The sequence below is a fragment of the Alphaproteobacteria bacterium genome (assembly GCA_040216735.1).
Lineage (GTDB): Bacteria > Pseudomonadota > Alphaproteobacteria > SHVP01 > SHVP01 > CALJDF01.
In genome coordinates this window covers 1309823-1332337 of sequence record JAVJOO010000002.1, presented here as the reverse complement: position 1 = coordinate 1332337, position 22515 = coordinate 1309823, and the positions used below count along the sequence as shown (strand labels likewise).

The following is a 22515-nucleotide window of genomic DNA, read 5'->3' as shown; positions in this document are numbered from 1 at the left end:
AACGAATAGTCACTCAGTCTCGTTTGATCTTGTACTGCCTAGACGTCAAAAAAAAGAGGCCGCAACGCGCGGCCTCTTTTCGATTCAATTAGGCACCCGACTAGTGGTCCAGCTTCCGCCAAACCCGCTGTTTGACGATGAGGAACAGGCCGGTCAACAAGATCAAGAAGACCAGGACTTGGAACCCGAGGCCATGACGCTCCTCCAGCTCCGGGTTTGCGGCCCAGTGCAGGAAGGTGGTCACATCTTCAGCCAACTGCGCAACAGAAGCCTCGGTGCCATCGACAAACTCGACGATGTCATCGCTGAGCGGCGCCGCCATCGCGATCTGATGGCCGGAAAAATAGGCATTGTAGTTCATGCCCGAGGCCATCGTGATGTCGGCTGGCGGCTCTTCGTATCCGACCAGGAGCGCACGGATATAGTCCGGGCCGTAGTCGCGGTTCTTTGTGATCAGCGACAGGTCCGGCGGGTAAGCACCGCCATTCGCTGCACGGGCTGCCTGCGGGTTTGCATAGGGGGACGGGAAGGTATCGGAGAGCCTTGCCTTCCGGGTCGTCGGCTCGCCGTCGCTGTCGGGTTCGCCAGCCACTTCATACTCTTCCGCCAATGCCTTGGCTTCGGCCTCGGTGAACCCGATTTCGACGAGATTGCGGAACGCGACGTACTTCAGCGAATGGCAGGCGGCGCAAACGTCCTTGTAGACTTTGTATCCACGCTGCAGTGCGGCCCGATCGAACTTGCCGAAAACGCCGTTGAAGGACCAGTCGTGTGCCGGCGGCACTGGTCCATCTCCCGCAGCGAGGGCCTGAGTCGAACCGACGGCCAACGCGACAGCGACGCCTGCGGCGGCAAGGTAGTTTCGCAAGCTGGTCATTCTGCAGCCTCCGCGGCGGCCGCACCGCCCTTAAGCACCGGTTTACTGATACTTTCTGGCAAGGGCCTTGGCCGTTCGAACCATCCGACGAAGGGCAAGATGATGAGGAAATGCGCGAAATAATACGCGGTGGCGAGGCGACTAATCAGGAGCGCTGAGCCTTCAGCAGGTTGTGCGCCGACCCAACCCAAAACAATCACGTCGGCCACAAAAATCCAAAAGAAGTAGCGATAGGTTGGACGGAAGCGGGCCGACCGCACCCGGGACGTGTCGAGCCACGGCAGCAGGAAGAGAATCGCGATCGATCCACCGAACAGCACGACGCCGCCGAGTTTGTCCGGGACGGAGCGCAAAATCGCGTAGAACGGCAGGAAGTACCATTCCGGAACGATATTGGGCGGTGTCTGGAGCGGGTCGGCCGGCTTGAAGTTGTCCGCATGGGACAAGAAGTTCGGCTGATAGAACACCAGGAACGCCAGGATGATCAGCGCTATGCCAATTACCGACATGTACTTGGACGTGTAGTACGGGTGATACGGCACCGTGTCTTGCTTACTACGCGCTGAGATCCCTACCGGGTTCGACGGGCCGTGCACGTGCAACGCCCAAACGTGCATGAGCGAGAGCCCAAGGATCAGGAACGGTAACAGGTAGTGCAGGCTGTAGAAGCGTTGCAGCGTCGGGCTATCGACAGCGAACCCGCCCCACAACCATGTGGTGATCCCCTCGCCGATCCATGGGATCGCCGAGAAGAGATTGGTGATCACGGTGGCGGCCCAGAAGCTCATCTGGCCCCAGGGCAACACGTATCCCATGAACGCCGTCGCCATCATGACAACGAGTATGACAACACCGATGATCCACAGTAGCTCACGGGGTGCCTTGTAAGAGCCGTAGTACATGCCCCTCAGCATGTGCAGATAAACGGCGGCAAAGAACAGCGAAGCGCCGTTCGCGTGGGTGTAGCGCAGCAGCCACCCGTTGTTCACGTTGCGCATGATGTGCTCGACCGAGTCGAACGCCATGGCCCCGTTCGGGATGTAGTGCATTGCCAGGAAAATCCCGGTCGCGATTTGAATAATGAGCGCCAAAAACAGCACCGACCCGAGCGACCACCAATAGTTGAGGTTCTTCGGTGTGGGCATGTCGCGGCCGATCGTCGCTTCGACCGCGCTGAAAATGGGCATCCGATACTCAACCCACCGAATCAGGCGGTTGTTGTACTGGCGTGCAGGTCCTCCGGCCATCTACCGTCCCCTATCCGAGTTGGATTGTCGTGTCGTTAATGAACGAGTAAGGCGGAACCTCAAGGTTCTTGGGTGCCGGTCCTTTGCGGATTCGTCCGGAGGTATCGTAGTGCGATCCATGGCACGGACAGAACCAACCGCCGAAATCGCCCAGCCGATCCCCAACCCGTTGCCCAGCCGGAATGCAACCCAGGTGGGTACAAATCCCAACCATAACCAACCATTCAGGGCGCTGCGCCCTTTCGGCATCGGTTTGGGGATCTTTGAGGTCGGTCAAGGCAACGTTTTGCGCCGCTTCGATGTTCGCGGGCGCTCGGTGATCGATAAAGACCGGCTTCTTCCGCCAGAACACCGTGATCCGTTGTCCTTCTTCAATGGGCGCCAAATCAACCTCGGCGACCGCCTCAGCCAAGACGTCCTTGGACGGATTCATCGAATTCACGAAGGGCCAAACGGCCAACCCCGCGCCGACTGCGGTTGCCGATACCGCGGCAACGAAAATAAAGTCGCGGCGGGTTCCCTCTTCGCCCGGGTGTGGGGCCGTCGTCGCCATCTACCAACCTCGTTAAAACCAAGGATTTGTGCGCGCCTTTATTCCATCAATTCCAAATAAAGTCCACAATCAGCGGCAACAGCGACATGTTGCCGCAGTGCAACAGATTCGGGCTCCCGGCCCCTAGGGGCTTGGTGCAAAAGGAACCCTGTGCGCCTTGTCTTATATCAGCCCGATATCCCCCAGAACCTGGGCACCTTAATCCGCTTCGGGGCGTGTCTGGCGCTCCCGATCGATGTCATCGAACCCTGCGGCTTTCCGTTCGGCGATCGCAATCTCAAGCGGGCCGCCATGGACTATGCATCGGCGGCGGCGATCACCCGGCACACATCATGGCAAGCCTTTCTGAGCGCTCGGCAAGCGCAACGGCTGGTGCTCCTCACCACCAAGGCGCAGCATTCATACGCACAGTTCTCGTTCGAGCCGACCGATTGGATCGTCGTCGGGAGCGAAAGCCGCGGCGCACCGGAAGAGGTGCATGCCGCAGCGGACCACCGCATCTGTATCCCGATGAGCCCGGGTCTGCGCTCGCTCAACGTTGCGGTGGCTGCAGCAATGGTGATCGGCGAAGCAATGCGTCAAACTGAAATCTTCCCGGCCATCGACTCGCTCGTAAAGGATAAAGACGAATGACTGACGACCTCGACTCGAAACGCCACTCGGCGGCGGCCTGGTTCGAAACGCTACGCGATCGCATCTGCGCGACCTTCGAAACGCTCGAGGACGATCACACGGGGATGCACCGCGATCGGCCAGCGGGGCGTTTCGCGCGGAAGACCTGGGAGCGGCCCGGCGGGGGCGGCGGGACCATGTCGATCATGAAGGGGCGCGTCTTCGAGAAGGTTGGGGTCAACATTTCGACGGTGCACGGGACGTTCTCCGATGAGTTCCGCAAGAACATTCCAGGTGCCGAGGAAAGCGGTGCCTTTTGGGCTGGCGGCATCTCGCTTGTCGCGCACATGTGCTCGCCGTTGGTTCCCGCAGTCCATATGAATACCCGGTTCATTACGACCACGAAATCGTGGTTCGGCGGCGGCGCCGACTTGACGCCGATGATCCCGGACGACAGCGACACCGAGGCGTTTCACGCGGCCTACAAGGCGGCGTGCGACCGGTCCGATCCAGGTTACTACGACAAGTTCAAAAAATGGTGCGACGAGTACTTCTACATCAAGCACCGGGACGAACCCCGCGGCGTCGGGGGTATCTTTTACGACTATCTCGATTCCGGAAACTGGGACGACGACTTCGCCTTTACCCAGGCGGTCGGCGAAACCTTCGAGTCGGTCTATCCGACCATCGTGCGTCGGCATTTCAACGACCCGTGGACCGCCAATCAGCGGGAGCATCAATTGGTCCGGCGCGGTCGCTATGTCGAGTTCAATCTTGTCTACGACCGCGGCACTCAATTCGGACTCAAAACCGGTGGCAACATCGACGCGATCCTGATGTCGTTGCCGCCCGAGGCACGGTGGCCATGAACAGGGCAATTCGATGAGGCTTGCGACAGCCATATTGATCGGGCTGCTCGCCGCCTCCGCGGCACAGGCCGCGGAAGCGGACCTTCAACCCTTCTTTGGCCGTTGGGTTGGCGAGGGCATCGCCGAAACCGAGGTCGGCGATGACACCGAACGGGAACTCCGCGGCCTCGAAGTGATCGTGCGGGATCACCCAACCGGTTTCCAACTGTGCTGGTCGACGTTGCGGGTAATGGCGGACGGCCCGGACCGACAGAGTTTCGCGATGATGCTCTTTGCCCCTGGCGATGCACCACACACCTGGCACGCGGTTTTTTCGGCGGATGGGTCGGCCAGCAATGCCCGAGCGCGGGCCGAACTGGAGAACGAAACGCTGCGGGTATTCAATCGAGCGACCAACGAAAACGGCAAGGAAGAGCTTCAAATCTACGAACGGCGTCTTTCAAACGGGGGTATGGAACTCCATTTCGCGCGGTTCGACGACGGTCGGCTCGCCCGCGTCGTGCAGGGACGCCTGGAACCTGCTCCGCGGAAAAGCAGCGACGCGGCGCCCTGGTGTTGACCAGGTGGCCGGAACGCTCGCCCGACGCTAAACTCGACCCCACAATGAGGAGGCCACAATGACGCGATTGATCGGTGTTTTCTTGGCGGCGACGGTCGCGACCCTCTTTGCCACCGGAGCGTGGGCGCAATCGTCGGTCAATATCGGCGCGTTCTTCGGCAAATGGTCGGGCAGCGCTATTTCCGAGAGCAACGTCAGCGTCAACTTCCAACTGACGGCCCGCGATATGGACGTCGAAATTCGTCCCGATAGCGCGGGCTTTTCCGTGACCTGGACGACCGTTCTGCGCCAGCGCGGCGACCCGAACGCGCCGACCGCCGAACGCCGCTCGACGGAGATCAAGTTCGAACCCACCGCCCGCGCCAACGTTTGGCGTGCCATCGGCTCGAGCGATCCGTTGGTCGACGAACGGTTCGCCTGGGCCCGCCTGAACCAACAAACGCTAACTGTTCATACATTGGTGATCCGCGACGACGGCGGCTACGACATGCAGGTCTACGACCGCTCGCTGAAGCCGACGGGCATGGACTTGGAGTTCACCGCCTTCCGGGACGGTGAAGCGCAGCGGACGGCAAAAGGGCGGCTGGTTAAAGTAGCGAACTAGCAAACGCCTAAAGCGTTGCGCCAGATTGGCGCGCAACGTCGCGAAGTTGACGGAGACAGGCGTCGCGATCCGCGGCGAAGTCGGCGGCAATCCACCATGCCTCGACCCTGTGGAGCAGGTTTCCGATATCCGGTCCTTCGGCAACACCGAGTTCCGCGACATCCTCTCCACGCAACGGAAATTTCGGGATATCCCACGCCGCCGCCATCTTGACCTGCGGCATCAGGTTCGCCGACACACCCTGGCGGGACCACGTCAACCAAACCAGATCGGCGAACGCAGCGCGGCCGACGCGGTAGAGGCCGACATGCATATCGTGGTCGCTCATATCGGGAACCACGGCAAACGGCGGCGCGACAAGACTGCCGAGACGTCCGCGCTGCGCATTCGACAGGCGCAACCGGTCCGCGATCGCACCGGCAACCGCCGTCGACGCGTCCTCGGAAATCGTCGCAGCCAGTCGTAACAGCGCGTCGGCTTCAATGTCGGCAGACACTTCAATCTGAAGGAGGACATGGAGCGGCTCAAGCCGGGTAGCCTCGGGCAAGACTTGTTGGAGAACCCCAGCCGCGGCCATCATCGACAACGCGCTAAGGGGGTCCGGTGCCCCATAGAGACGCAGGAGTTCCGCCGATACCCGCTCGGCCGACAACGAGACAACCCGCTCGGCCAACGTAGCGCAGGCGTCGAGCGACGCAACATCGGGCTGGCTCCGACCGTAGTAGGCGAAGAAGCGGAAAAATCGGAGAATCCGAAGCGCGTCTTCTTCGATTCGCTTCGCAGGCTCGCCGACGAAACGTAGCCGCCCCGCTCGGATATCCGGTAAGCCGCCGACCGGGTCATAGACGGTGCCGTCGGGATCCGCATAGAGAGCGTTGATGGTGAAGTCGCGCCGGGCGGCGTCGGTCTCCCAGTCGTCGGTGTACGCGACAACAGCGTGCCTGCCGTCGGTTTCGACGTCGCGGCGCAGCGTTGTGATCTCGAAATGGCGGCCTTGGGTCACCGCCGTCACCGTGCCGTGGTCGACCCCTGTCGGGATCGCCTTGATGCCAGCGGCCTTGAGCAGCGCCGACACTCGGTCCGGCGCATCGGGCGTCGCTATATCGACATCCCTGACCGTCAAATCCAGTACCGCGTCGCGCACACATCCGCCAACGAACCGCACGGTGGCACCCTCTGCGGTCAACGCGGCGACCACAGCGCGCGTCTCAGCCGCGGTCATCCAATCCGGCGGAGCTATGGCGAGTACAGGTTTCACGGCCTGCCGGAACGGCGGGTCATCGGTCGCTCGGTACGATCTGCCCGGGGACGACCCGGCCGTTCTCGAGACGGGGCGGGACGTAGGTGCCCCCCGTATCGCCACCTTGGTCCAAAGCCCAAAAAGCGACAAAGGCAAAGATCGTTAGCAACAAACCCAAGGCCGTCAGCCATAGCCACGGCGCTCTCCGCCACGACGCATCGCGTCCGCTGGCGCGCGCAACGACCACATAAATGGCGTAGCCGATAAACGGCAAAAAGAACGGCAGGTACTGGAGTAACTTGCGTAGCATTCAACCAATCCGATGAATCATACGGTGATAGAGGTTGACGAGCATCCCGGCGGTCGCTCCCCAGATGTAATAGTCGTCGTAGTGAATAACGTAGAAATGCCGTTCGACGCCGTTCCATTCACGGCTCTGATGTTCGTGATTGCGCGGATCCAATACGTACTCCAAAGGCACCTCGAATACCGCCGCCACCTCAAACCGATCCAGCTTGAGTTCGAAACCGGGGCGAACGTAGCCGACCACAGGCGTTACAGAGAACCCCGTTCGCGTTTCATAGTTAGCAAGGTGCCCAACGATTTCAACATGGCTGCGGTCGATCCCCACTTCTTCGTCGGTTTCGCGCAGCGCCGTATCGGCCGGCCCCTCGTCGGCCATTTCGACGCGCCCGCCTGGGAAACTGACTTGACCGGCATGGTCGCGCAAATGGTCGGTCCGTTTTGTGAGCAAAACTGTCGGAGTCCCTGCGTGCCCAACGATTGGCACAAGTACCGCGGCCGGGGTCAACGCCTCGCGCGGCGGCGCCTCCGACCGCATGCCGGGATTAAGATCGTAGTCGCTGCGGTAGGCCGGCGGGTGAGCCAATCGCTCGCGCAGCAGAGAGATCGACTGCTGCGGCCCGGTCGTTCGCAGATCCGCAACCAGCCTGACAACCGATTCAGGCATCGGCGGACTCCCGACCGATCACGAAGAACGCCCCCTCGCTCCACACGCCATAGTCGCCCGGCTTCCCTGGGGCCTCCTCCGCGATCTCCGCAAGTTCGTAATAGACAGGGCGCGCGATCAGGGCGTCCAGACTGTCCCGAATCCTTACATAGGGCGACGGTTCGCCGGTCACTGGATCGTGAACCACTTGGATGGGATGTTCGTCGTCTACTGTTATCTCTTCGTCCAGGTTAGTTCTCATCCGCAAACACCGTTCCCGGCCCTGCCCCGAACTGATTAACTCGACCGCAACAAAAGGTGCATCGTCAACTTGAATTCGCCCCTTTTCAACCGGCGTTACAAGGTAGAATTGGCCATCGGCTTCGCGGCGCAGCACTGTGGAGAACAGCTTGACCAACCGTTTCCGACCGATCGGGGAGCCGTGGTAGAACCAAGTACCGTCGCGCGCTATGCGTATGTCGATGTCGCCGCAGACTAGGTCGCTCGAGCGGTCGCCACGCGCCGGCCCTGCACTTCGCAAGGCAGCTTCAAGGTCGCGTGCATCTGGCCGTTCGTTCGGCATCGATTGTTGTCCAGTCCACCACTAGGAGAATTGGCGTGAGTATAACTGAGCACACTCCTACCGCCACCGACGGCAGCGGCGATATCGTGCACGAAGCCGAGCGGCTCGTCGAAAAGATGGCTCAGGTGAGGGCGAAGATCGGCGAGTTCATCTTCGGACAGCAAGAAGTTGTCGACCATACCCTGATCACCCTGCTGGCCGGCGGGCACGCTCTGCTGATCGGCGTCCCCGGCTTGGCTAAAACCCGTTTGGTCGAGACTCTGGGAACTGTGATGGGTCTCGAAGATAAGCGCGTTCAGTTCACACCCGACCTGATGCCCGCCGATATCATCGGCTCTGAGGTGCTTGAGGAATCCGAATCGGGCCAGCGCGCCTTCCGCTTCATTCCCGGTCCGGTATTTTGCCAACTGCTGATGGCGGACGAAATCAACCGCGCCAGTCCGCGCACCCAATCCGCCCTCCTCCAAGCCATGCAAGAGCAGCAAGTATCCGTCGCGGGGACGCGTCACCCGCTCCCGCGGCCGTTCCATGTGCTGGCGACGCAGAACCCGATCGAGCAGGAGGGGACCTACCCGCTGCCGGAGGCCCAACTCGACCGCTTCCTCATGCAAGTTGACGTCACCTATCCCGACCTCGACGCGGAGCGGCGCATGTTGTTGGCAACCACCGGCGCCGCAGAGGGCGCGCCGACAACCGTCATGACTGCCGGCGAACTGCTGGCGGCGCAGCGCCTAGTTCGCCGGATCCCCGTCGGCGAGAGCGTCGTCGAGGCGATCCTCGGTTTGGTGCGCGCCGGTCGACCTGAAACCTCAGATATCGCCGAAGTGCGCGGTGCGGTCGCCTGGGGCCCCGGGCCGCGCGCCAGCCAAGCGCTGATGCTGACCGTGAGGGTCAAGGCGCTGCTGGAGGGCCGCCTGTCGCCGAGCGTCGATGATGTCGTCGAGCTTGCCGCCCCAACCCTACGGCACCGGATGGCGCTCAACTTCGCAGCGCGGGCCGAGGGGGTGACGCTGCCGGGGCTAATCGACCGCCTCTGCGACCCCTACCGCTAAGGCGATCGTGGCCGCGCCCACCACACCGACCGGCGGGATCGACACCGCCCAACGCGTGCGCGAGCGTGCCGAGATCTTGGCATCGGCCCTGCCGCCCATGCTTATCGAGGCCGAACGTGTGGCATCCACGGTCGCCCAAGGTGTTCATGGCCGCCGCCGAGTCGGCCAAGGCGAAACCTTTTGGCAGTTTCGCCGCTACCGGCCGGGCGATCCGGCAACCCGCATCGATTGGCGGCGATCCGCGAAATCGCACCGCACCTACGTTCGCGAAACCGAGTGGGAAGCCGCCCAGAGCGTATGGCTGTGGCGCGACAACTCTGCCTCCATGCAATATCGCTCGGCAGCATCGCTCGACACCAAAGCAGACCGTGCCGCGGTTCTCCTACTCGCCTGTGCATCCTTGCTGATGCTGGGCGGCGAACACGTCGCCCTGCTGGGGAGCGACCGGATAGCCCGTGCCGGTCGCGCGACGCTCGCTGAAATGGCGGTCACGTTGGCGCGCGAGAACGCGCTGGGCGCCAACCTTCCACCGGTCGAACGTATGCCGCGGCATGCCGAATTAGTTCTGATCGGCGACTTCCTGGCCCCCTTTGAGGAGACAGAGGCGCTCGTCAAACGGTTCGCAGCGGCGGGCGTTTCGGGGCACCTGCTGCAAATCCTCGACCCGGCCGAAGAAGAACTGCCGTTTAGCGGCCGAACCCTGTTCGAAGGATTGGAGCAGGAAGGCGCGCTGACCGTGGGCAAAGCCGAATCCCTCCGCGAAGCGTACCGCGCCCGGTTGGCGGCGCTGCGGGAAAGTCTTTCCGACCTTGCGCGACGGACGGGTTGGTCGCTCAACTTCCACCGGACCGACCGCCCCGCCCAGCAAGCGCTGCTGCCGCTCTACGCCGCGTTCAGCCGCGGCAATCTGTGGTAACCGGAGAGACCCGTGCTGACCCTCGGTAGTCTTGGTATCGCAGCCCCCTGGATGCTGTTGGGCCTCCTCTCCCTCCCGGTTATTTGGTGGTTGCTGCGCGTAACGCCGCCGTCGCCGCGACGGGTGCCCTTTCCGGCGATCCGACTACTGTTCGGACTAAAGCAAACCGAGGAAAGTTCGGCACGGACTCCATGGTGGCTGATGGCGCTGCGTTTGCTGATCGCCGCACTCATCGTGATGGCCCTGGCCGAACCCATTTTGAACCCCGGGTCGAAATTGCGCGGGGACGGCCCCTTGCTGGTCGTGGTCGACGACGATTGGGCTGCCGCAACAAACTGGCAGGACCGTCTGGACACCGCGAAAGACATTCTCGACCAGGCCGACCGGGAAGGCCGGCCCGTTGCGGTCCTGACGACGGCCCCCCACGTCGACGGCACCAAGCCGCGATTGACCGGCCTAATGCCAGCGAACGAAGCCAGCCGGGTAATGGATGGGCTTGTCCCGAAACCGTGGGAAACGGATCACCGCGCGGCTCTCGACGCCCTGATCGACCTGCCCTTCGACCTTCCGGCCGAGGTGGTGTGGTTGAGCAACGGCATTGCCGATTCTGCCGACGCCGTAACGCGGGATTTGGCGGAACGGATGTCGATCGTCGGGCCGCTCACGGTGATCGCCGACGCAGCCCTAAAGACGCCGGTAATCCTGGAGCCGCCCGAGGGACAGGGCGCCCTGTTGCGCGTTCAAGTTCGGCGGGCCACCGGTACGGCGAGCGCCACGGCCAACCGCTACTGGGTGCGCGCGTCCGGCGATCAAGGCCAATTGCTCCACCGCGTTCCTGTCGATTTCGAGCCAGGGACAGCGCGCGCCGGTGCGGAGCTCGACCTGCCCGCGGAAACGCGCAACAAAATCGCCCGCCTCGAGGTCGAGGGACAACGCTCGGCCGGCAGCTTGGTCTTGGTCGATGAGCGCTGGCGGCGGCGGCCGGTCGGGCTGGTTTCGGGCGGCGACATCGAATCGCAACAACCCCTGCTGTCCGATGTGTTCTATCTCGACCGCGCCCTCGAACCGTTCAGCGAGGTTCAGCGCGCCACACTGGGCGACCTACTGGATGGTCGTTTCGCGGTTGTTGCCTTGGCCGATATCGGTCAAGTCGTGGCCGCCGACCGGCCGGCGCTGGAGCAGTGGCTGGACAACGGCGGCGTCCTTGTCCGCTTCGCCGGCCCTAAGCTTGCGGAGGGTGCCGACGACCTCCTGCCGGTGCGGTTGCGCAGCGGCACCCGGCTCCTGGGCGGCGCCCTAACGTGGGCGACGCCCGCACGGCTGGGCGCCTTTCCACCCGACAGTCCGTTTGCCGGCCTTAAACCCCCGGCCGACCTGCGCGTTCTCCGCCAAGTGCTGGCCGAACCCGATCTCGATCTGTCGCCGAAGACCTGGGCCCGTCTCGAAGACGGCACACCGCTCGTCACCGCGGAACGGCGGGGCAACGGCTGGCTCGTGCTGTTCCACGTCACCGCCAATACCGCCTGGTCCGACCTGCCGCTGTCGGGCCTATTCGTCGAAATGCTGCAGCGTCTGGTGGGGTTAAGCCAGGGCGTCGCCGGCACCCAGGGCGCCGCGGCGTTACCGCCGATCGCGAGTGTCGATGGGTTCGGGCGGCTGGGGTCGCCGCGCGCCGGCGTCCTCCCCGCCGGACCGGAAGTTTTCGAGGCGGCGCGGATCAGCCCGCAACATCCCCCAGGGTTCTATGGAACCCAGGAATCGCGCCGAGCGCTGAATCTACCGGTTGCGCTGGGAGCCTATGAGACCCTCGATTCCCTGCCGGGCAGACCAGCCCGGGCGACCTACGCGACGACTACCGAATTGACCCTTTTGTCTTGGTTGCTGTTGGCGGCAACATTGTTGATCCTTGCCGATATGGTGGCGAGTTTCATTCTGCGCGGCCAGTTACGGCTGCGGCGCATGACCGCCGGGGCGGTTCTTGTCGTCGCGGCTCTGTCGACCGGCCTTCCCCGCGGCGCGGAGGCCCAGGTCGCAGAGTCGACTGCCCTCGCCGCAACGCTTGAGACCCACCTCGCCTACGTGATTACCGGCGACGCGCAGATTGACGCACTGAGTGCCTCGGGTCTGCGCGGTCTCTCGGATGTTCTCCAGAGGCGCACGGCGATCGAACCCGGCAGTCCGATCGGCGTCGATATCGAGACCGACGAATTGGTGTTCTTTCCGCTGCTGTATTGGCCCATCGCCCCGGCGCAACGCGACCTGAGCGACGAAGCCCTGGCAAAGATCGATTCGTTCATGAAAACCGGCGGCACCATCGTGTTCGATACCCGCGATCAACAGAACGTCGAATTGAACACCACAACGTTCAGCCGCGGCCCCTCCGCCGACGGCCCGGGCGTGCGCCGCCTGCGCGAAGTATTGCGCGGCTTGGACATGCCGCCGCTCGCGCCGGTGCCAGAGGACCACGTCCTCACCAAAGCGTTCTATTTGATGCAAGAATTCCCCGGACGCTATGCCGGCGGTACGGTCTGGGTCGAAAGCCAAATCGGCGGTGCCAACGATGGGGTTTCCTCGGTGATTGTCGGCAGCAACGATTGGGCTGCGGCATGGGCCATTGACGAAGGCGGCCGCTATCTTGCCGCCCCGGTGCCGGGCGGCAACCAGCAACGCGAAATGGCCTATCGATTCGGCGTTAACCTGGTCATGTACGCCTTCACCGGCAATTACAAAGCAGACCAAGTCCACATTCCGGCCATTCTCGAACGTCTGGGCCAATGATGAATATTGCCGACATCGCCTTCGCCCCGTTCTTCCCCTGGTGGAGCCTCGCGGCACTAGCGGCTGCCGCCGTCGCCCTGGTCGCGTTCGGGCTCTGGCGCCGCGCGTCGGGCATCGCATGGCGGCTGATCGCCCTCACCGTGGTGTTGGCGGCGCTCGCCAACCCGTCTCTGGTCAGCGAAGAGCGCGACCCGCTGCCGGATGTCGCTATCGTCGTCGTCGACGAAAGCCAAAGCCAAGGGATCGGCGAGCGCGCCGCCCAAACGGCGCGGGCGCTTGCGGAGGTTCAGAGCGCCCTGGCCCGGTACGACGATATCGAGGTTCGCGTCGTCGCCTCCGGGGCGACCGACGCCGACAGCGACACCGGCACGCGGTTGTTCGAGGTGTTAGGCAACGCGCTTTCCGACATCCCACCGGATCAAGTCGCCGGCGCCATTCTGATTACCGACGGTCAAGTCCACGATGTCCCCGACAACCTCGCCCAGACCGGGTTGCGCGCACCCGTGCATGTCTTGCTCAGCGGCACCCGCACCGACGGCGACCGGCGGCTCGTGGTCGAAGAAGCGCCGAGCTATGGGATTGTTGGAACCGACCTTGAGGTCGCCGTGCGGATCGAGGACACCGGGCAACCGGCAGCAAGCGCCTCGACGGCGCGAGTCACGGTTCGCTTGGACGGCGGCGAACCGCAGTTCCACCGCGTCCCCATCGGCGAGACGAGTCGGCTTCCGCTGAAACTCGACCACGGCGGCTTGACGATTGTCGAGATCGATGTCGACGCTGCAACCGAGGAACTAACCCTGCAAAACAACCGCGCGGCCGTCAGCGTTTCGGGTGTGCGCGACCGCCTCCGGGTTCTTCTCGTCTCGGGCGAACCCCATGCCGGCGAGCGGACTTGGCGTAACCTGCTCAAGGCCGACCCGTCGGTCGACCTTGTGCATTTCACGATCCTGCGGCCACCGGAAAAGCAGGACGGGACATCGGTGCGCGAGCTCTCCCTGATCGCTTTTCCCACCCGCGAGCTGTTCGAAGTAAAGCTCGACGAGTTCGACCTCATCATCTTTGACCGGTACCGGCGGCGCGGCGTGCTGCTGCCGACCTACGTCGAGAACATCGCGGAATACGTCAAGAACGGCGGCGCTCTATTGGAGGCGGCCGGACCGGCCTTCGCGACGCCGCTCAGTTTGTTCCGAACACCCTTGGGCCGGATCCTCCCAGCCGAGCCCACGGGCCGCGTCTACGAACAGGGTTTCCGCCCGGCGCTGACCGATATTGGGCGCCGGCACCCGGTAACATCGGACCTACGCGGCGCCGGCACGCCGGGGAGCGACCCCGATTGGGGTCGCTGGTTCCGCATGGTCGAGTCCGCCCAGACCGCGGGCGCGGCGTTGATGTCGGGACCGAACGAACACCCCCTCCTCGTGGTCGATCGCGTCGGCGACGGACGTATCGCCCAACTGCTGTCCGATCATGCTTGGCTGTGGGCGCGCGGCTTCGAGGGCGGCGGACCCCAGGCGGAACTCCTGCGGCGGCTTGCCCACTGGTTGATGAAAGAACCGGACCTGGAGGAAGAGGAACTTCGCGCGGCAGCCAACGGCAATACCATCACGATCGAACGGCGCAGCCTGTCGCCTGAAATCCCGCCGGTGCGCATTACCGGTCCATCCGGAGCCACCCAGGACATCGTTTTGTCCGAGGCCACGGGAGGGCGGTTCACCGCGTCGTTCACCGCGACGGAAACCGGCCTCTATCGATTCGCCGACGACCTCAACACAACGGTAGCCGCGGTCGGCGCCATCAACCCGCGAGAGTTCGCCGACGTTCGCGCGACCGCCGCGCGACTGCAACCGGTCGTCGACGAGAGCGGCGGACGCATCGCCTGGCTAACCGACGACGGCACCCCCGACATTCGCCGGGTCCGGCCTGGCGCCGCATCGGGTGGACGCGACTGGATCGGCGTCCTACGAAACGAGAGTTATTTTGTCACCGGCGTGCGCCAAGTGTCGTTGTTGCCGGCACTCGCCGTGCTTTTACTCTTGATCGGTGGCCTGATGTTCGCCTGGTACCGCGAAGGCCGTTAAGCGGCGAGATCGCGCCCACCTTCACAACCGCCCGAACGACCGACAATCAGCTTTGTGCCGCAGGCAGAGCCGGGAGGATTGGTCCAGTGACACCAATGATCCGCCCGCGCGGTAACTTGCGTATGAGGAGCCGGTCCTTTTCTACCGGCCCGGGCATGACAAGGTTGAGGTGCGTGGCATGCACGAATCCGAACCGTTTGTAGTAAGCGTAATCGCCGACAAGAATCACAAGGTCATGGCCTAGAACCCGCGCGCGCCGCAATCCATTGCGCACAAGGGCAATGCCGATGGCTTGACCGCGACCGGCCGGCTCGACGGCCAACGGGCCTAGCAGCAAAGGTGCCCGGGCGCCCTGCACAAGAATCGGCCAGAATCTGAGGCTTCCTTGGAACTGACCATCGACAAGGGCGACATAGGAAAGCGCCCGCACCGGCATCACACCGTCGCGCAACCTGTAGGCCGTTCGTCCATTCCGGTCGGGTCCAAAGGCAAGGTCTAACAAGGCTTCCCGCGGACCGGAATCCTGGGGCCGCTCGGGGACGATCTCGAACATGGTTACTCTCCGGCAACGAGGGCTGATCGGGCGCAACGCGGCGCGGCCAAAGCAGCAGAAATGGGGAAGACGACGCGCCCTAAGGCGCGCACGGGGACGGCTCGCGCGGTACGCGCAGGGTTTATCGTCGTCGGTCCCGTCTGGTCGTCATGGCACTCCCACTAACACCCTCGCGTTTCCAACGCAAGGCAACTGCAAACCGCGCAATCGCAAATCGTCATGCTGCGTCGAGGTCCTGATAAGGTGTGTCGTTTCGTAGACTCCCTGCCACGACACCGGGATACCAGAGAAGGGAAGCCGCCAAATGGGACTACTGATCGACGGGAAATGGAGTGCCGACGGGCAAATCCCACGCAGTAAAAAGGGCGAGTTCGTCCGCGGCGATAGTGGGTTTCGCAACTGGGTGAGCGCCGATAGGACCACCGACTTCCCCGCCGAACCCGGACGTTACCTCCTCTATGTGTCCTACGCCTGCCCATGGGCCCATCGGACGCTCATCGCCCGGGCGCTCCAAGGATTGACCGAAGCGATCGATGTCGCGGTCGTCGACTGGCACATGACCGACGACGGCTGGCATTTCTCCGACCGCGATGGCGCCATCCCCGATCCCGTTGCCGGGCGCGCTTTTCTGCGCGATGTCTACACAGCATCGGACCCAACTTATAGCGGCCGTGTCACCGTTCCAGTCCTGTGGGACCTCAAGACCGGCAGGATCGTGAACAACGAATCGGCCGACATTATTCGAATGCTGAACGGTGCCCTCGCCGGAATCGCGACGCACCCGATCGACCTCTACCCGGCGGCCCACCGGCGTGAAATCGATGAGATCAACGAACGCATCTACAACACCGTCAACAACGGTGTGTACAAATGTGGTTTCGCCGGGTCCCAGGAAGCGTACGACGCGGCATTCGACGCCCTATTCGCGACCCTCGACGATCTGGAGAAGCGCCTTGGTCGTCAACGCTATTTGATCGGCGACATCCTAACCGAAGCCGACATTCGGCTCTTCCCGACCCTGATCCGGTTCGATGCGGTCTACGTCAATCATTTCAAGTGCAACCGGCAGCGCATTGCCGACTATACCCACCTGCAGGCCTACCTGCGCGGGCTCTACCGGTTGCCGGGTATCGCCGAGACCGTGAACTTTCACCACATCAAATGGCACTACTACCACAGCCACCGCTCCATCAATCCGCTCGGGATAGTGCCCAAGGGGCCGTTGCTGGATTTCGACTAACCCGCAATGCGTACTTAACGGCGCGACAACGGTCGGCGTGACGGTGGGCGCAACAGACAAATGACTTTGGCAACCGTCAGGTCGCGCCGCAACGCGTCGCCATAGGCGGTCACGCTGTTCGGGTCCGGCCGGGCGCGCGGGCCAGTAGCGCCCGGCTCAAGAACGACCGCCGCCTGGGCGATCACTTCACGCATTGTCGCCGGCGCGGCGGTGAGCACGGTGCCTCGACGCTCCGACCCCCCAACGGTCACGCCAACCACGCGGCCCTCGGCGTCGAGGGCCGGTCCGCCGCTGATCCCACCGAGCTCTTCGAGTCGGGACGGAAAACGTTGCCTCTCCGCCCAGGCCACCGCCGGTTCGATCCGGTTGATCGCGCCACGCACGCGAATCTGCGCCCGACCGACTAGCGTGCTCGTCACATCGCCCGGTCGCCCAGAGGGAAAGCCATGGTGAAACCCGGCTTGCCCAATATCGAGCCGGTCGGTCAGCGCCAGCGGCGGCCCGGCATGATCGGTCTGAAAGACCGCGACGTCAGCGGAGGGGTGTTCAACGAGGCGATGAACGGGGAGCAACTGGGCACCGGATTCGACAAAAAGCGCGCCGCAGGATCGCGTCACGTGTTCCGCGGTCATCCAAATCCCGCTGCCGATCGCGAATGCCGTCCCCGACACGTCGGTCGACTTCCGCGTTGATTCGACCTCGAAGCCCGCGTCGCGCGACGAAGGCGGCGGCAGGGTACCGCGACGCTCCGCCGGCGGCGGCACAGAGGCACTCGGCGCGGGCGACGGTGCGACCGTCGGTTCGGGGCGACGCTGCTGCGGCGAGAGACCGTCGTTAATCGCGGAGACCGCGACCCCCACCAGCAACACCAGAACCAAGAGGACGTCGAGACGACGCACCGGTCTGGCGCCCTAGGTCAACGCAGCCGCAGTCACGATGGCAACGGCCAGCTTCGATGCGGCGAGAAAGATCGCCGAGGCGACCTGGCCCTCTTCGATCCGCTGCGGAAGGCCGCGCAAGAGCCGGTCGATAACGAAGAACGTCCCGAGCTGCAGCACGAGCGCGACAACGCCCCAAACCAAGATATCGAACAACGTGACGCTGTTGGCCATGCTGACACCCAGCGTCAGCCCGAGGCCGATCACGACGGCGCCCAGCGAGATTGCCGCGGCGGTATTGCCGGCCCGGAGAAGGCTTAGTTCGCGGTGCGGTGTGATCGCCATGTACGCCGCGATCCCGGCCACCAGAAGGGCAACCGTTAGCGCGAAGTGAGCGATAAAAACGGGAAAGCCTGCCAGGAAACTTTGAAAAACGGGGTCCACCGCGTCTCCTCCACTAGTGTCGGGGGATCGGCTCAACCCCACCGGTGGCTGGGGCGGCAGGATTCGAACCTGCGATCACGGGACCAAAACCCGATGCCTTACCACTTGGCCACGCCCCACCATATCGGCGGCGCAAGATATGGCGATTGGCGGCAGGCTGCAACACCGGCCTTAGCCCACCCGCGCAGCCAAGACAGTGGAGACGATGCGTCCGACTTCCTCCCGCTCCAACGGCTTCATGACAAAGGCGTCGATCGCCATTTCCTTGGCCTTTTCCTCGTCCATCACCTGGCTGTAGCCGGTACACAGCACCACCGGTAGGTCGGGTCGAATCGCCCGCACGGCCTCGATCAGGGCATCGCCCGTCAGCCCCGGCATCGTCTGGTCGGTCATCAACAGATCGAAACCGCCCGGATCGGCGCGAAAGGTCTCCAGCGCCTCCTCTGAATCCGTTGCGCCAACAACCGTGTAGCCGAGGCGATTGAGGATTTTCTGCCCCATTCGAACGATCAGCGTCTCGTCGTCGACGAGCAAAATGCGACCGCGGCCGGCGAGGGCGGTCGACACAGGCGCGTCCACCAGGGCTTCTCGCTCGGCGTCGTCCACCGGGAGGAGGACATGGAACGTTGCTCCCTGCCCTAGCCTGCTTTCGGCGCGCACGACGCCACCGTGATCGGTGACGATCCCGTGGACAACCGCGAGGCCAAGCCCAGTCCCTTGTCCCCGTTCTTTGGTCGTGAAGAAGGGCTCAAAAACGCGGTCCAAGACATCGGGCGCAATTCCTTCGCCGCTATCGGCAACGCTGAGGTGCCAGAAATCGCCACTTCGGACACCCCAAGCGGCGGCGGCCTCGGCATCCAGATTTTCACGGGTCAAGGACACCAGAAGCCGGCCCGGGCCTGCACCCATCGCATGCACTGCATTGGTGCAAAGGTTCATCACAATCTGATGGAGTTGAGACACGTCTCCAAGGAGCCGTCCTTCATCCTCGCCGATCTCCTGCACGATCTCAATGGTTGCCGGCACGGTCGACCGAATCAGCTTGAGAACCTCCTTCACCACCGGTTTCGGATCCAAAGGTTTCTTCGCTTGGTCGTCCGAATGGCGACTGAAGGTCAGGATTTGCTCGACCAGTTCGCGGGCCCGTCGCGCCGCCTGGACCACCATATCTGCGTTTTCCCGCGCTTCGGTGCCCTCCGGCAAGTCCTGCTGGATCAGGCCGCCGTATCCCATGATGATCGAAAGTATGTTGTTGAAGTCGTGGGCGATTCCTCCAGCCAGCGTACCGATTGCGTCCATCCGCTGCGCCTGTTGAAGCTGCCGGGCGAGCGCCCTTTGTTCGGTCACGTCGCGGATCGTCGCGACAAAGGTCTGGCGGGTTTCGCGGCGGCGATCTTGCAGCGACCAGGTGTCGGGAAGTTCGCTCACCGCAACCTCAAGGTTGATCGCGGCGTCCGCCGGGCCCCGGCCTTTGAGCTCGCGGATGCCACCCAGCGCGTCGTCTCCAATAAGCTCCGAGAGCGGAAGATCGGGAAAGATAGTCCCCACACTATTGCCGATAATGGTTTCGATTGGCCGCCCGAATATCTCCGCGGCCCGGGCGTTGACGCTGTCGACGACACTGTCTGCGCCGATCGTCAAAACGCCATCGAAGACGCTATCGAGCATCGCCCGCGCCTTTTGCTCGTTGGTCCGGCTGGCGGCGTCGCGGCGTTCGTAGCTGGTAATCTCGACGAGGCTCACGACCGTGCCGCCGCCAGGAATCCGTTGCTCCCAAACAACGAATGTACGACCGGTCCGAAGCGTTAGATTGAAGATGTTCTCAGGGTTTACATGCGCAGCGAGGCGTTCCGCGAGCCACGTTTCTTCGTCGCGTCGAACCCCCTCTATTTTTCCCTTAACGGCAGCGCCTCGCAGAACGGCCGCGTAGGAGGCGCCATCGGGGATGGGGTCGTCGCCAGCCTCAAAAACCTCACGAAAGGCGGGATTGCACACCACCAACTTGTCCCGGGCATCGAACAAAGCAAACCCTTGCGGCAAGGCATGCAGCGCCGCGATGAGACCCTTTAGGGTCGCGCTTCCCGGCGCTGTTTCTTTGCCAAACAAGCGGCGGCCTAGTTCCATTGCAACGCTCCAACGTGTCGCGGATACAATCCTGCCCAGACTATAGAGCGTGCAAATGGTCTGGGAAGGCGCTTCCGGTCCCTGGGCTTAGCCTCGTTCCCGTTGCACGGCGGAGCGAAGGTCGGCAGACCTGCGAAAGATTTTGACGTTCACGTCATGAACGCGTTAGTGTTCACGTCCTGAACACCTTTCAAAAAATAATGCCCGACCAACCAAACAGCGCCGAGACCGAAATCACGTTGGACTTGTTAAGCGCGGTCGAGAGCGACGAGCCGCATTCCCAGCGTAGCCTCGCACAGAATCTCGGCATCGCCCTTGGTTTGACGAATGCCTATATCAAGCGATGCATTAAGCGGGGGTGGATCAAAGCGTCGCAAGCACCACCCAACCGCTACGCCTATTACCTTACGCCCAAAGGGTTCTCCGAAAAGAGTCGCCTTACCGCGCGATACTTAAAGTCGTCGTTCAGCTTCTATAGGCACGCCCGAAATGAACTAGACACGATCTTGGAATCCTGTGTTGCCGCGGGTTACAGCCGTGTCGCCCTCGCGGGCCGGAGCGAAATAGCAGAAATAGTGATCTTGTGCGCAGGGCAATACCCGATCGAAATCGCTGCCATAGTCGATAGTGGAAACGAGCCGACCTTCCTCGGCATTCCGGTCGTGAAAAGCATAGACGATATCCCCGCCGTCGATGTCTTCATCGTGACCGACATGAACGCCGGCCAGGCAACCTACGACGAGCTTGCCGACCATCCTGCGGGATTGACCATTCGGGTGCCTAAGATTCTTCGCGTCAATCAGAAGAGCACAACAAAATGACGTGGTATGTGGCCTATACGCAGCCGCGCAAAGAACGTTGGGCGCGAACCAATTTGTGGGAATTGGGATTTGACGCCTACTTGCCCGAGTACATGGCCATGCGGCGGCACGCTCGGCGGACCGACATGGTCGCGCGTCCGCTTTTTCCTCGGTATTTGTTCGTCAAATCCGCGCCTGGTTCGGCATTTGCGGCGGCCGTTGCGGCTTCCGCCAAAGGTGTCGTCGATTTGGTTCGAATGGGCTCCCACCTTCCTACGCTCCCCGACCGGTTGATCCAAGAAATCAAGGATCGCGAAGGTGGCGACGGTTTTGTGCACCTCGGCCGTGCCCCCCTGACAAAGGGCCAATCGGTGCGTTTGGTTTCGGGTTCTTTGTGCGATCAAGTCGGAATCTTCGATTGCCACGACGACCAGGATCGCGTGATCATTCTGGTCGACCTCCTGGGACGACAGGTTCGTACCCGCGTCGCCGCGAACGCCATCGTGCCGGAAAGCGCCTAGGTCGAGGACGACCCAGGCTTCGACGCGGCGACCCCGATCGGCCGGTATTTTTGCGCGATCAAGATCGCGTAAATCGTCAACGTCCCGATCGCCAAACTACCCGTCCAATCTACGTTGTAGCGTGCAACAAGGCTCGGGACTGCAACCAGAGCAAGATAGGTCGTCAAGGCCCAGTGCCACGGCATCAGCGCGAGCAGAACGTGGTGCAGGTGATCGCGATCGGGCGAAAACGGCGAGCGCCCCCTGAAGGTGCGCAAAACGATCAGTCGCAACGTGTCGACCACAGGAACCAAGAACATCAGGGCGACGGCATCGGCGGGAAACCCGACGAAATCGACATTGTAGCTGTATAGGGCAATCATCCCGATCGTCACGCTGAGACCGTAGGTTCCGGCGTCCCCCAGAAACACCTTCCCCGCAAGATTGAAGGTGAGTGCGACGACGAGACCGATCGCTAGAACGATTAGCAGCGGATCCATGTGCGCTGGGGTGTAGGCGAATAGGAGCAGGATCCAAATCAAGGACATCCCGATTACCAAGCCGTTCTTACCATCCGCCATGTTTGCGGCATTCTGAAGACCGACTAGGCACAGAACGCTAAATGCGGCACCGCCGATGCTGCCCAAGAAAATCGGCGACGACTGATCGGAAAAGCTGAAACTAAGAACGCGTACCGTCAATCCAGGAACCGCCCAAAGCGCCGACCCGACTACCAGTGCGGACAACAACAACCGATAAAGCGCGCGGATATGGCTGCGATCGTCGACATGGCCAAGCGCGACGAAGAATGCCGATACGCCCGAAATCGCGAGATAAAGCGGCTCCCATATCGACGTTTGTGACAGGACAAGTCCCATCGCGACGACCGGAATCATCACCGCCACCCCCGCCACCAAAGGCGTCGGGGCAGCATGGAGCTTTCGGCGCCCATCGGGCAAATCCATCACGCCGAGTGCAGTGCCGATCTGACGGCCAAAAATGCAACCCGCGAGGGTAAAAGCACCTGCAAAAATATAGGCTGCCAGAAACAAAGTTAGT

23 protein-coding genes and 1 tRNA gene are annotated in these 22515 nt (G+C 62.6%); 11 read left to right on the top strand and 13 right to left on the bottom strand.

Annotation, left to right across the window (positions count from 1 at the left end):
- Positions 1-100: 100 nt before the first annotated feature.
- The 3 genes from RID42_07750 to petA are packed head-to-tail and all read right to left on the bottom strand — an operon-like array spanning position 101 to position 2677.
- The gene (locus tag RID42_07750) at positions 101-877 is read right to left on the bottom strand and encodes a cytochrome c1 (GenBank protein MEQ8247562.1); all 777 of its coding nucleotides are present in this window, start codon (positions 875-877) and stop codon (positions 101-103) included.
- Positions 874-2124, bottom strand: a complete 1251-nt coding sequence (locus RID42_07745; protein MEQ8247561.1) for a cytochrome b N-terminal domain-containing protein — start codon at positions 2122-2124, stop codon at positions 874-876. Before RID42_07745 ends, RID42_07750 begins: the two co-directional genes overlap by 4 nt.
- A gap of 10 nt (positions 2125-2134) precedes the next feature.
- The gene (gene petA / locus RID42_07740; protein ID MEQ8247560.1) at positions 2135-2677 is read right to left on the bottom strand and encodes a ubiquinol-cytochrome c reductase iron-sulfur subunit; all 543 of its coding nucleotides are present in this window, start codon (positions 2675-2677) and stop codon (positions 2135-2137) included.
- Positions 2678-2827: 150 nt separating this feature from the next.
- On the opposite strand from petA, the gene RID42_07735 reads away from it, so the two are divergent.
- The 4 genes from RID42_07735 to RID42_07720 are packed head-to-tail and all read left to right on the top strand — an operon-like array spanning position 2828 to position 5321.
- Positions 2828-3310: a tRNA (cytidine(34)-2'-O)-methyltransferase gene (locus tag RID42_07735; protein ID MEQ8247559.1), complete on the top strand. Its 483-nt coding sequence runs from the start codon at positions 2828-2830 to the stop codon at positions 3308-3310.
- Positions 3307-4158, top strand: coding sequence for an oxygen-dependent coproporphyrinogen oxidase (gene hemF, locus RID42_07730; GenBank protein MEQ8247558.1), 852 nt, complete (start codon positions 3307-3309; stop codon positions 4156-4158). The genes RID42_07735 and hemF overlap by 4 nt, the downstream gene beginning before the upstream one ends.
- Before the next feature lie 13 nt (positions 4159-4171).
- On the top strand, positions 4172-4717 hold the full coding sequence (locus tag RID42_07725) for a hypothetical protein (GenBank protein MEQ8247557.1): 546 nt from the start codon (positions 4172-4174) through the stop codon (positions 4715-4717).
- A gap of 58 nt (positions 4718-4775) precedes the next feature.
- The gene (locus tag RID42_07720; protein ID MEQ8247556.1) at positions 4776-5321 is read left to right on the top strand and encodes a hypothetical protein; all 546 of its coding nucleotides are present in this window, start codon (positions 4776-4778) and stop codon (positions 5319-5321) included.
- A 7-nt stretch (positions 5322-5328) separates the two neighbouring features.
- On the opposite strand, the gene RID42_07715 is transcribed toward RID42_07720, so the two are convergent.
- The 4 genes from RID42_07715 to RID42_07700 are packed head-to-tail and all read right to left on the bottom strand — an operon-like array spanning position 5329 to position 8093.
- Positions 5329-6543 (bottom strand): CCA tRNA nucleotidyltransferase, encoded by a 1215-nt coding sequence (locus RID42_07715; protein MEQ8247555.1) that lies wholly within the window; start codon positions 6541-6543, stop codon positions 5329-5331.
- A gap of 55 nt (positions 6544-6598) precedes the next feature.
- Entirely contained in the window at positions 6599-6871 is a 273-nt protein-coding gene (locus RID42_07710) for a DUF6111 family protein (protein MEQ8247554.1), read from the bottom strand.
- Positions 6872-7531, bottom strand: coding sequence for a CoA pyrophosphatase (locus RID42_07705; protein ID MEQ8247553.1), 660 nt, complete (start codon positions 7529-7531; stop codon positions 6872-6874).
- Entirely contained in the window at positions 7524-8093 is a 570-nt protein-coding gene (locus tag RID42_07700) for a DUF1285 domain-containing protein (protein MEQ8247552.1), read from the bottom strand. Before RID42_07700 ends, RID42_07705 begins: the two co-directional genes overlap by 8 nt.
- 116 nt (positions 8094-8209) lie before the next feature.
- On the opposite strand from RID42_07700, the gene RID42_07695 reads away from it, so the two are divergent.
- Genes RID42_07695 through RID42_07680 form a run of 4 tightly spaced genes read left to right on the top strand, consistent with a single transcriptional unit; the run spans position 8210 to position 14917 of the window.
- Entirely contained in the window at positions 8210-9145 is a 936-nt protein-coding gene (locus RID42_07695) for a MoxR family ATPase (GenBank protein MEQ8247551.1), read from the top strand.
- Positions 9146-9152: 7 nt separating this feature from the next.
- The gene (locus RID42_07690; GenBank protein MEQ8247550.1) at positions 9153-10061 is read left to right on the top strand and encodes a DUF58 domain-containing protein; all 909 of its coding nucleotides are present in this window, start codon (positions 9153-9155) and stop codon (positions 10059-10061) included.
- A 12-nt stretch (positions 10062-10073) separates the two neighbouring features.
- Positions 10074-12839: a DUF4159 domain-containing protein gene (locus tag RID42_07685; protein MEQ8247549.1), complete on the top strand. Its 2766-nt coding sequence runs from the start codon at positions 10074-10076 to the stop codon at positions 12837-12839.
- Entirely contained in the window at positions 12836-14917 is a 2082-nt protein-coding gene (locus RID42_07680) for a hypothetical protein (protein MEQ8247548.1), read from the top strand. The genes RID42_07685 and RID42_07680 overlap by 4 nt, the downstream gene beginning before the upstream one ends.
- Before the next feature lie 46 nt (positions 14918-14963).
- Here the strand turns inward: RID42_07680 and RID42_07675 are convergent, their stop codons facing one another.
- On the bottom strand, positions 14964-15470 hold the full coding sequence (locus RID42_07675; protein MEQ8247547.1) for an N-acetyltransferase: 507 nt from the start codon (positions 15468-15470) through the stop codon (positions 14964-14966).
- Between the two features lie 304 nt (positions 15471-15774).
- Here RID42_07675 and RID42_07670 point away from each other — a divergent pair, with 304 nt between their 5' ends.
- The gene (locus RID42_07670) at positions 15775-16710 is read left to right on the top strand and encodes a glutathione S-transferase family protein (protein ID MEQ8247546.1); all 936 of its coding nucleotides are present in this window, start codon (positions 15775-15777) and stop codon (positions 16708-16710) included.
- A 14-nt stretch (positions 16711-16724) separates the two neighbouring features.
- Here RID42_07670 and RID42_07665 read toward each other — a convergent pair whose 3' ends face one another.
- From RID42_07665 to RID42_07650, 4 genes are all read right to left on the bottom strand, one after another.
- Positions 16725-17609, bottom strand: a complete 885-nt coding sequence (locus RID42_07665; protein MEQ8247545.1) for a serine protease — start codon at positions 17607-17609, stop codon at positions 16725-16727.
- Between the two features lie 12 nt (positions 17610-17621).
- The gene (locus RID42_07660) at positions 17622-18032 is read right to left on the bottom strand and encodes a DUF350 domain-containing protein (protein ID MEQ8247544.1); all 411 of its coding nucleotides are present in this window, start codon (positions 18030-18032) and stop codon (positions 17622-17624) included.
- A gap of 45 nt (positions 18033-18077) precedes the next feature.
- Positions 18078-18151, bottom strand: a tRNA-Gln gene (locus tag RID42_07655).
- Positions 18152-18203: 52 nt separating this feature from the next.
- Entirely contained in the window at positions 18204-20156 is a 1953-nt protein-coding gene (locus tag RID42_07650; protein MEQ8247543.1) for an ATP-binding protein, read from the bottom strand.
- Between the two features lie 200 nt (positions 20157-20356).
- Between RID42_07650 and RID42_07645 the strand changes: the two genes are divergently transcribed.
- Positions 20357-20977, top strand: coding sequence for a winged helix-turn-helix transcriptional regulator (locus RID42_07645; GenBank protein ID MEQ8247542.1), 621 nt, complete (start codon positions 20357-20359; stop codon positions 20975-20977).
- The gene (locus tag RID42_07640; protein MEQ8247541.1) at positions 20974-21477 is read left to right on the top strand and encodes a transcription termination/antitermination NusG family protein; all 504 of its coding nucleotides are present in this window, start codon (positions 20974-20976) and stop codon (positions 21475-21477) included. The genes RID42_07645 and RID42_07640 overlap by 4 nt, the downstream gene beginning before the upstream one ends.
- On the opposite strand, the gene RID42_07635 is transcribed toward RID42_07640, so the two are convergent.
- Positions 21474-22508, bottom strand: coding sequence for an MraY family glycosyltransferase (locus RID42_07635; protein MEQ8247540.1), 1035 nt, complete (start codon positions 22506-22508; stop codon positions 21474-21476). The genes RID42_07640 and RID42_07635 overlap by 4 nt on opposite strands.
- Positions 22509-22515 lie beyond the last annotated feature (7 nt).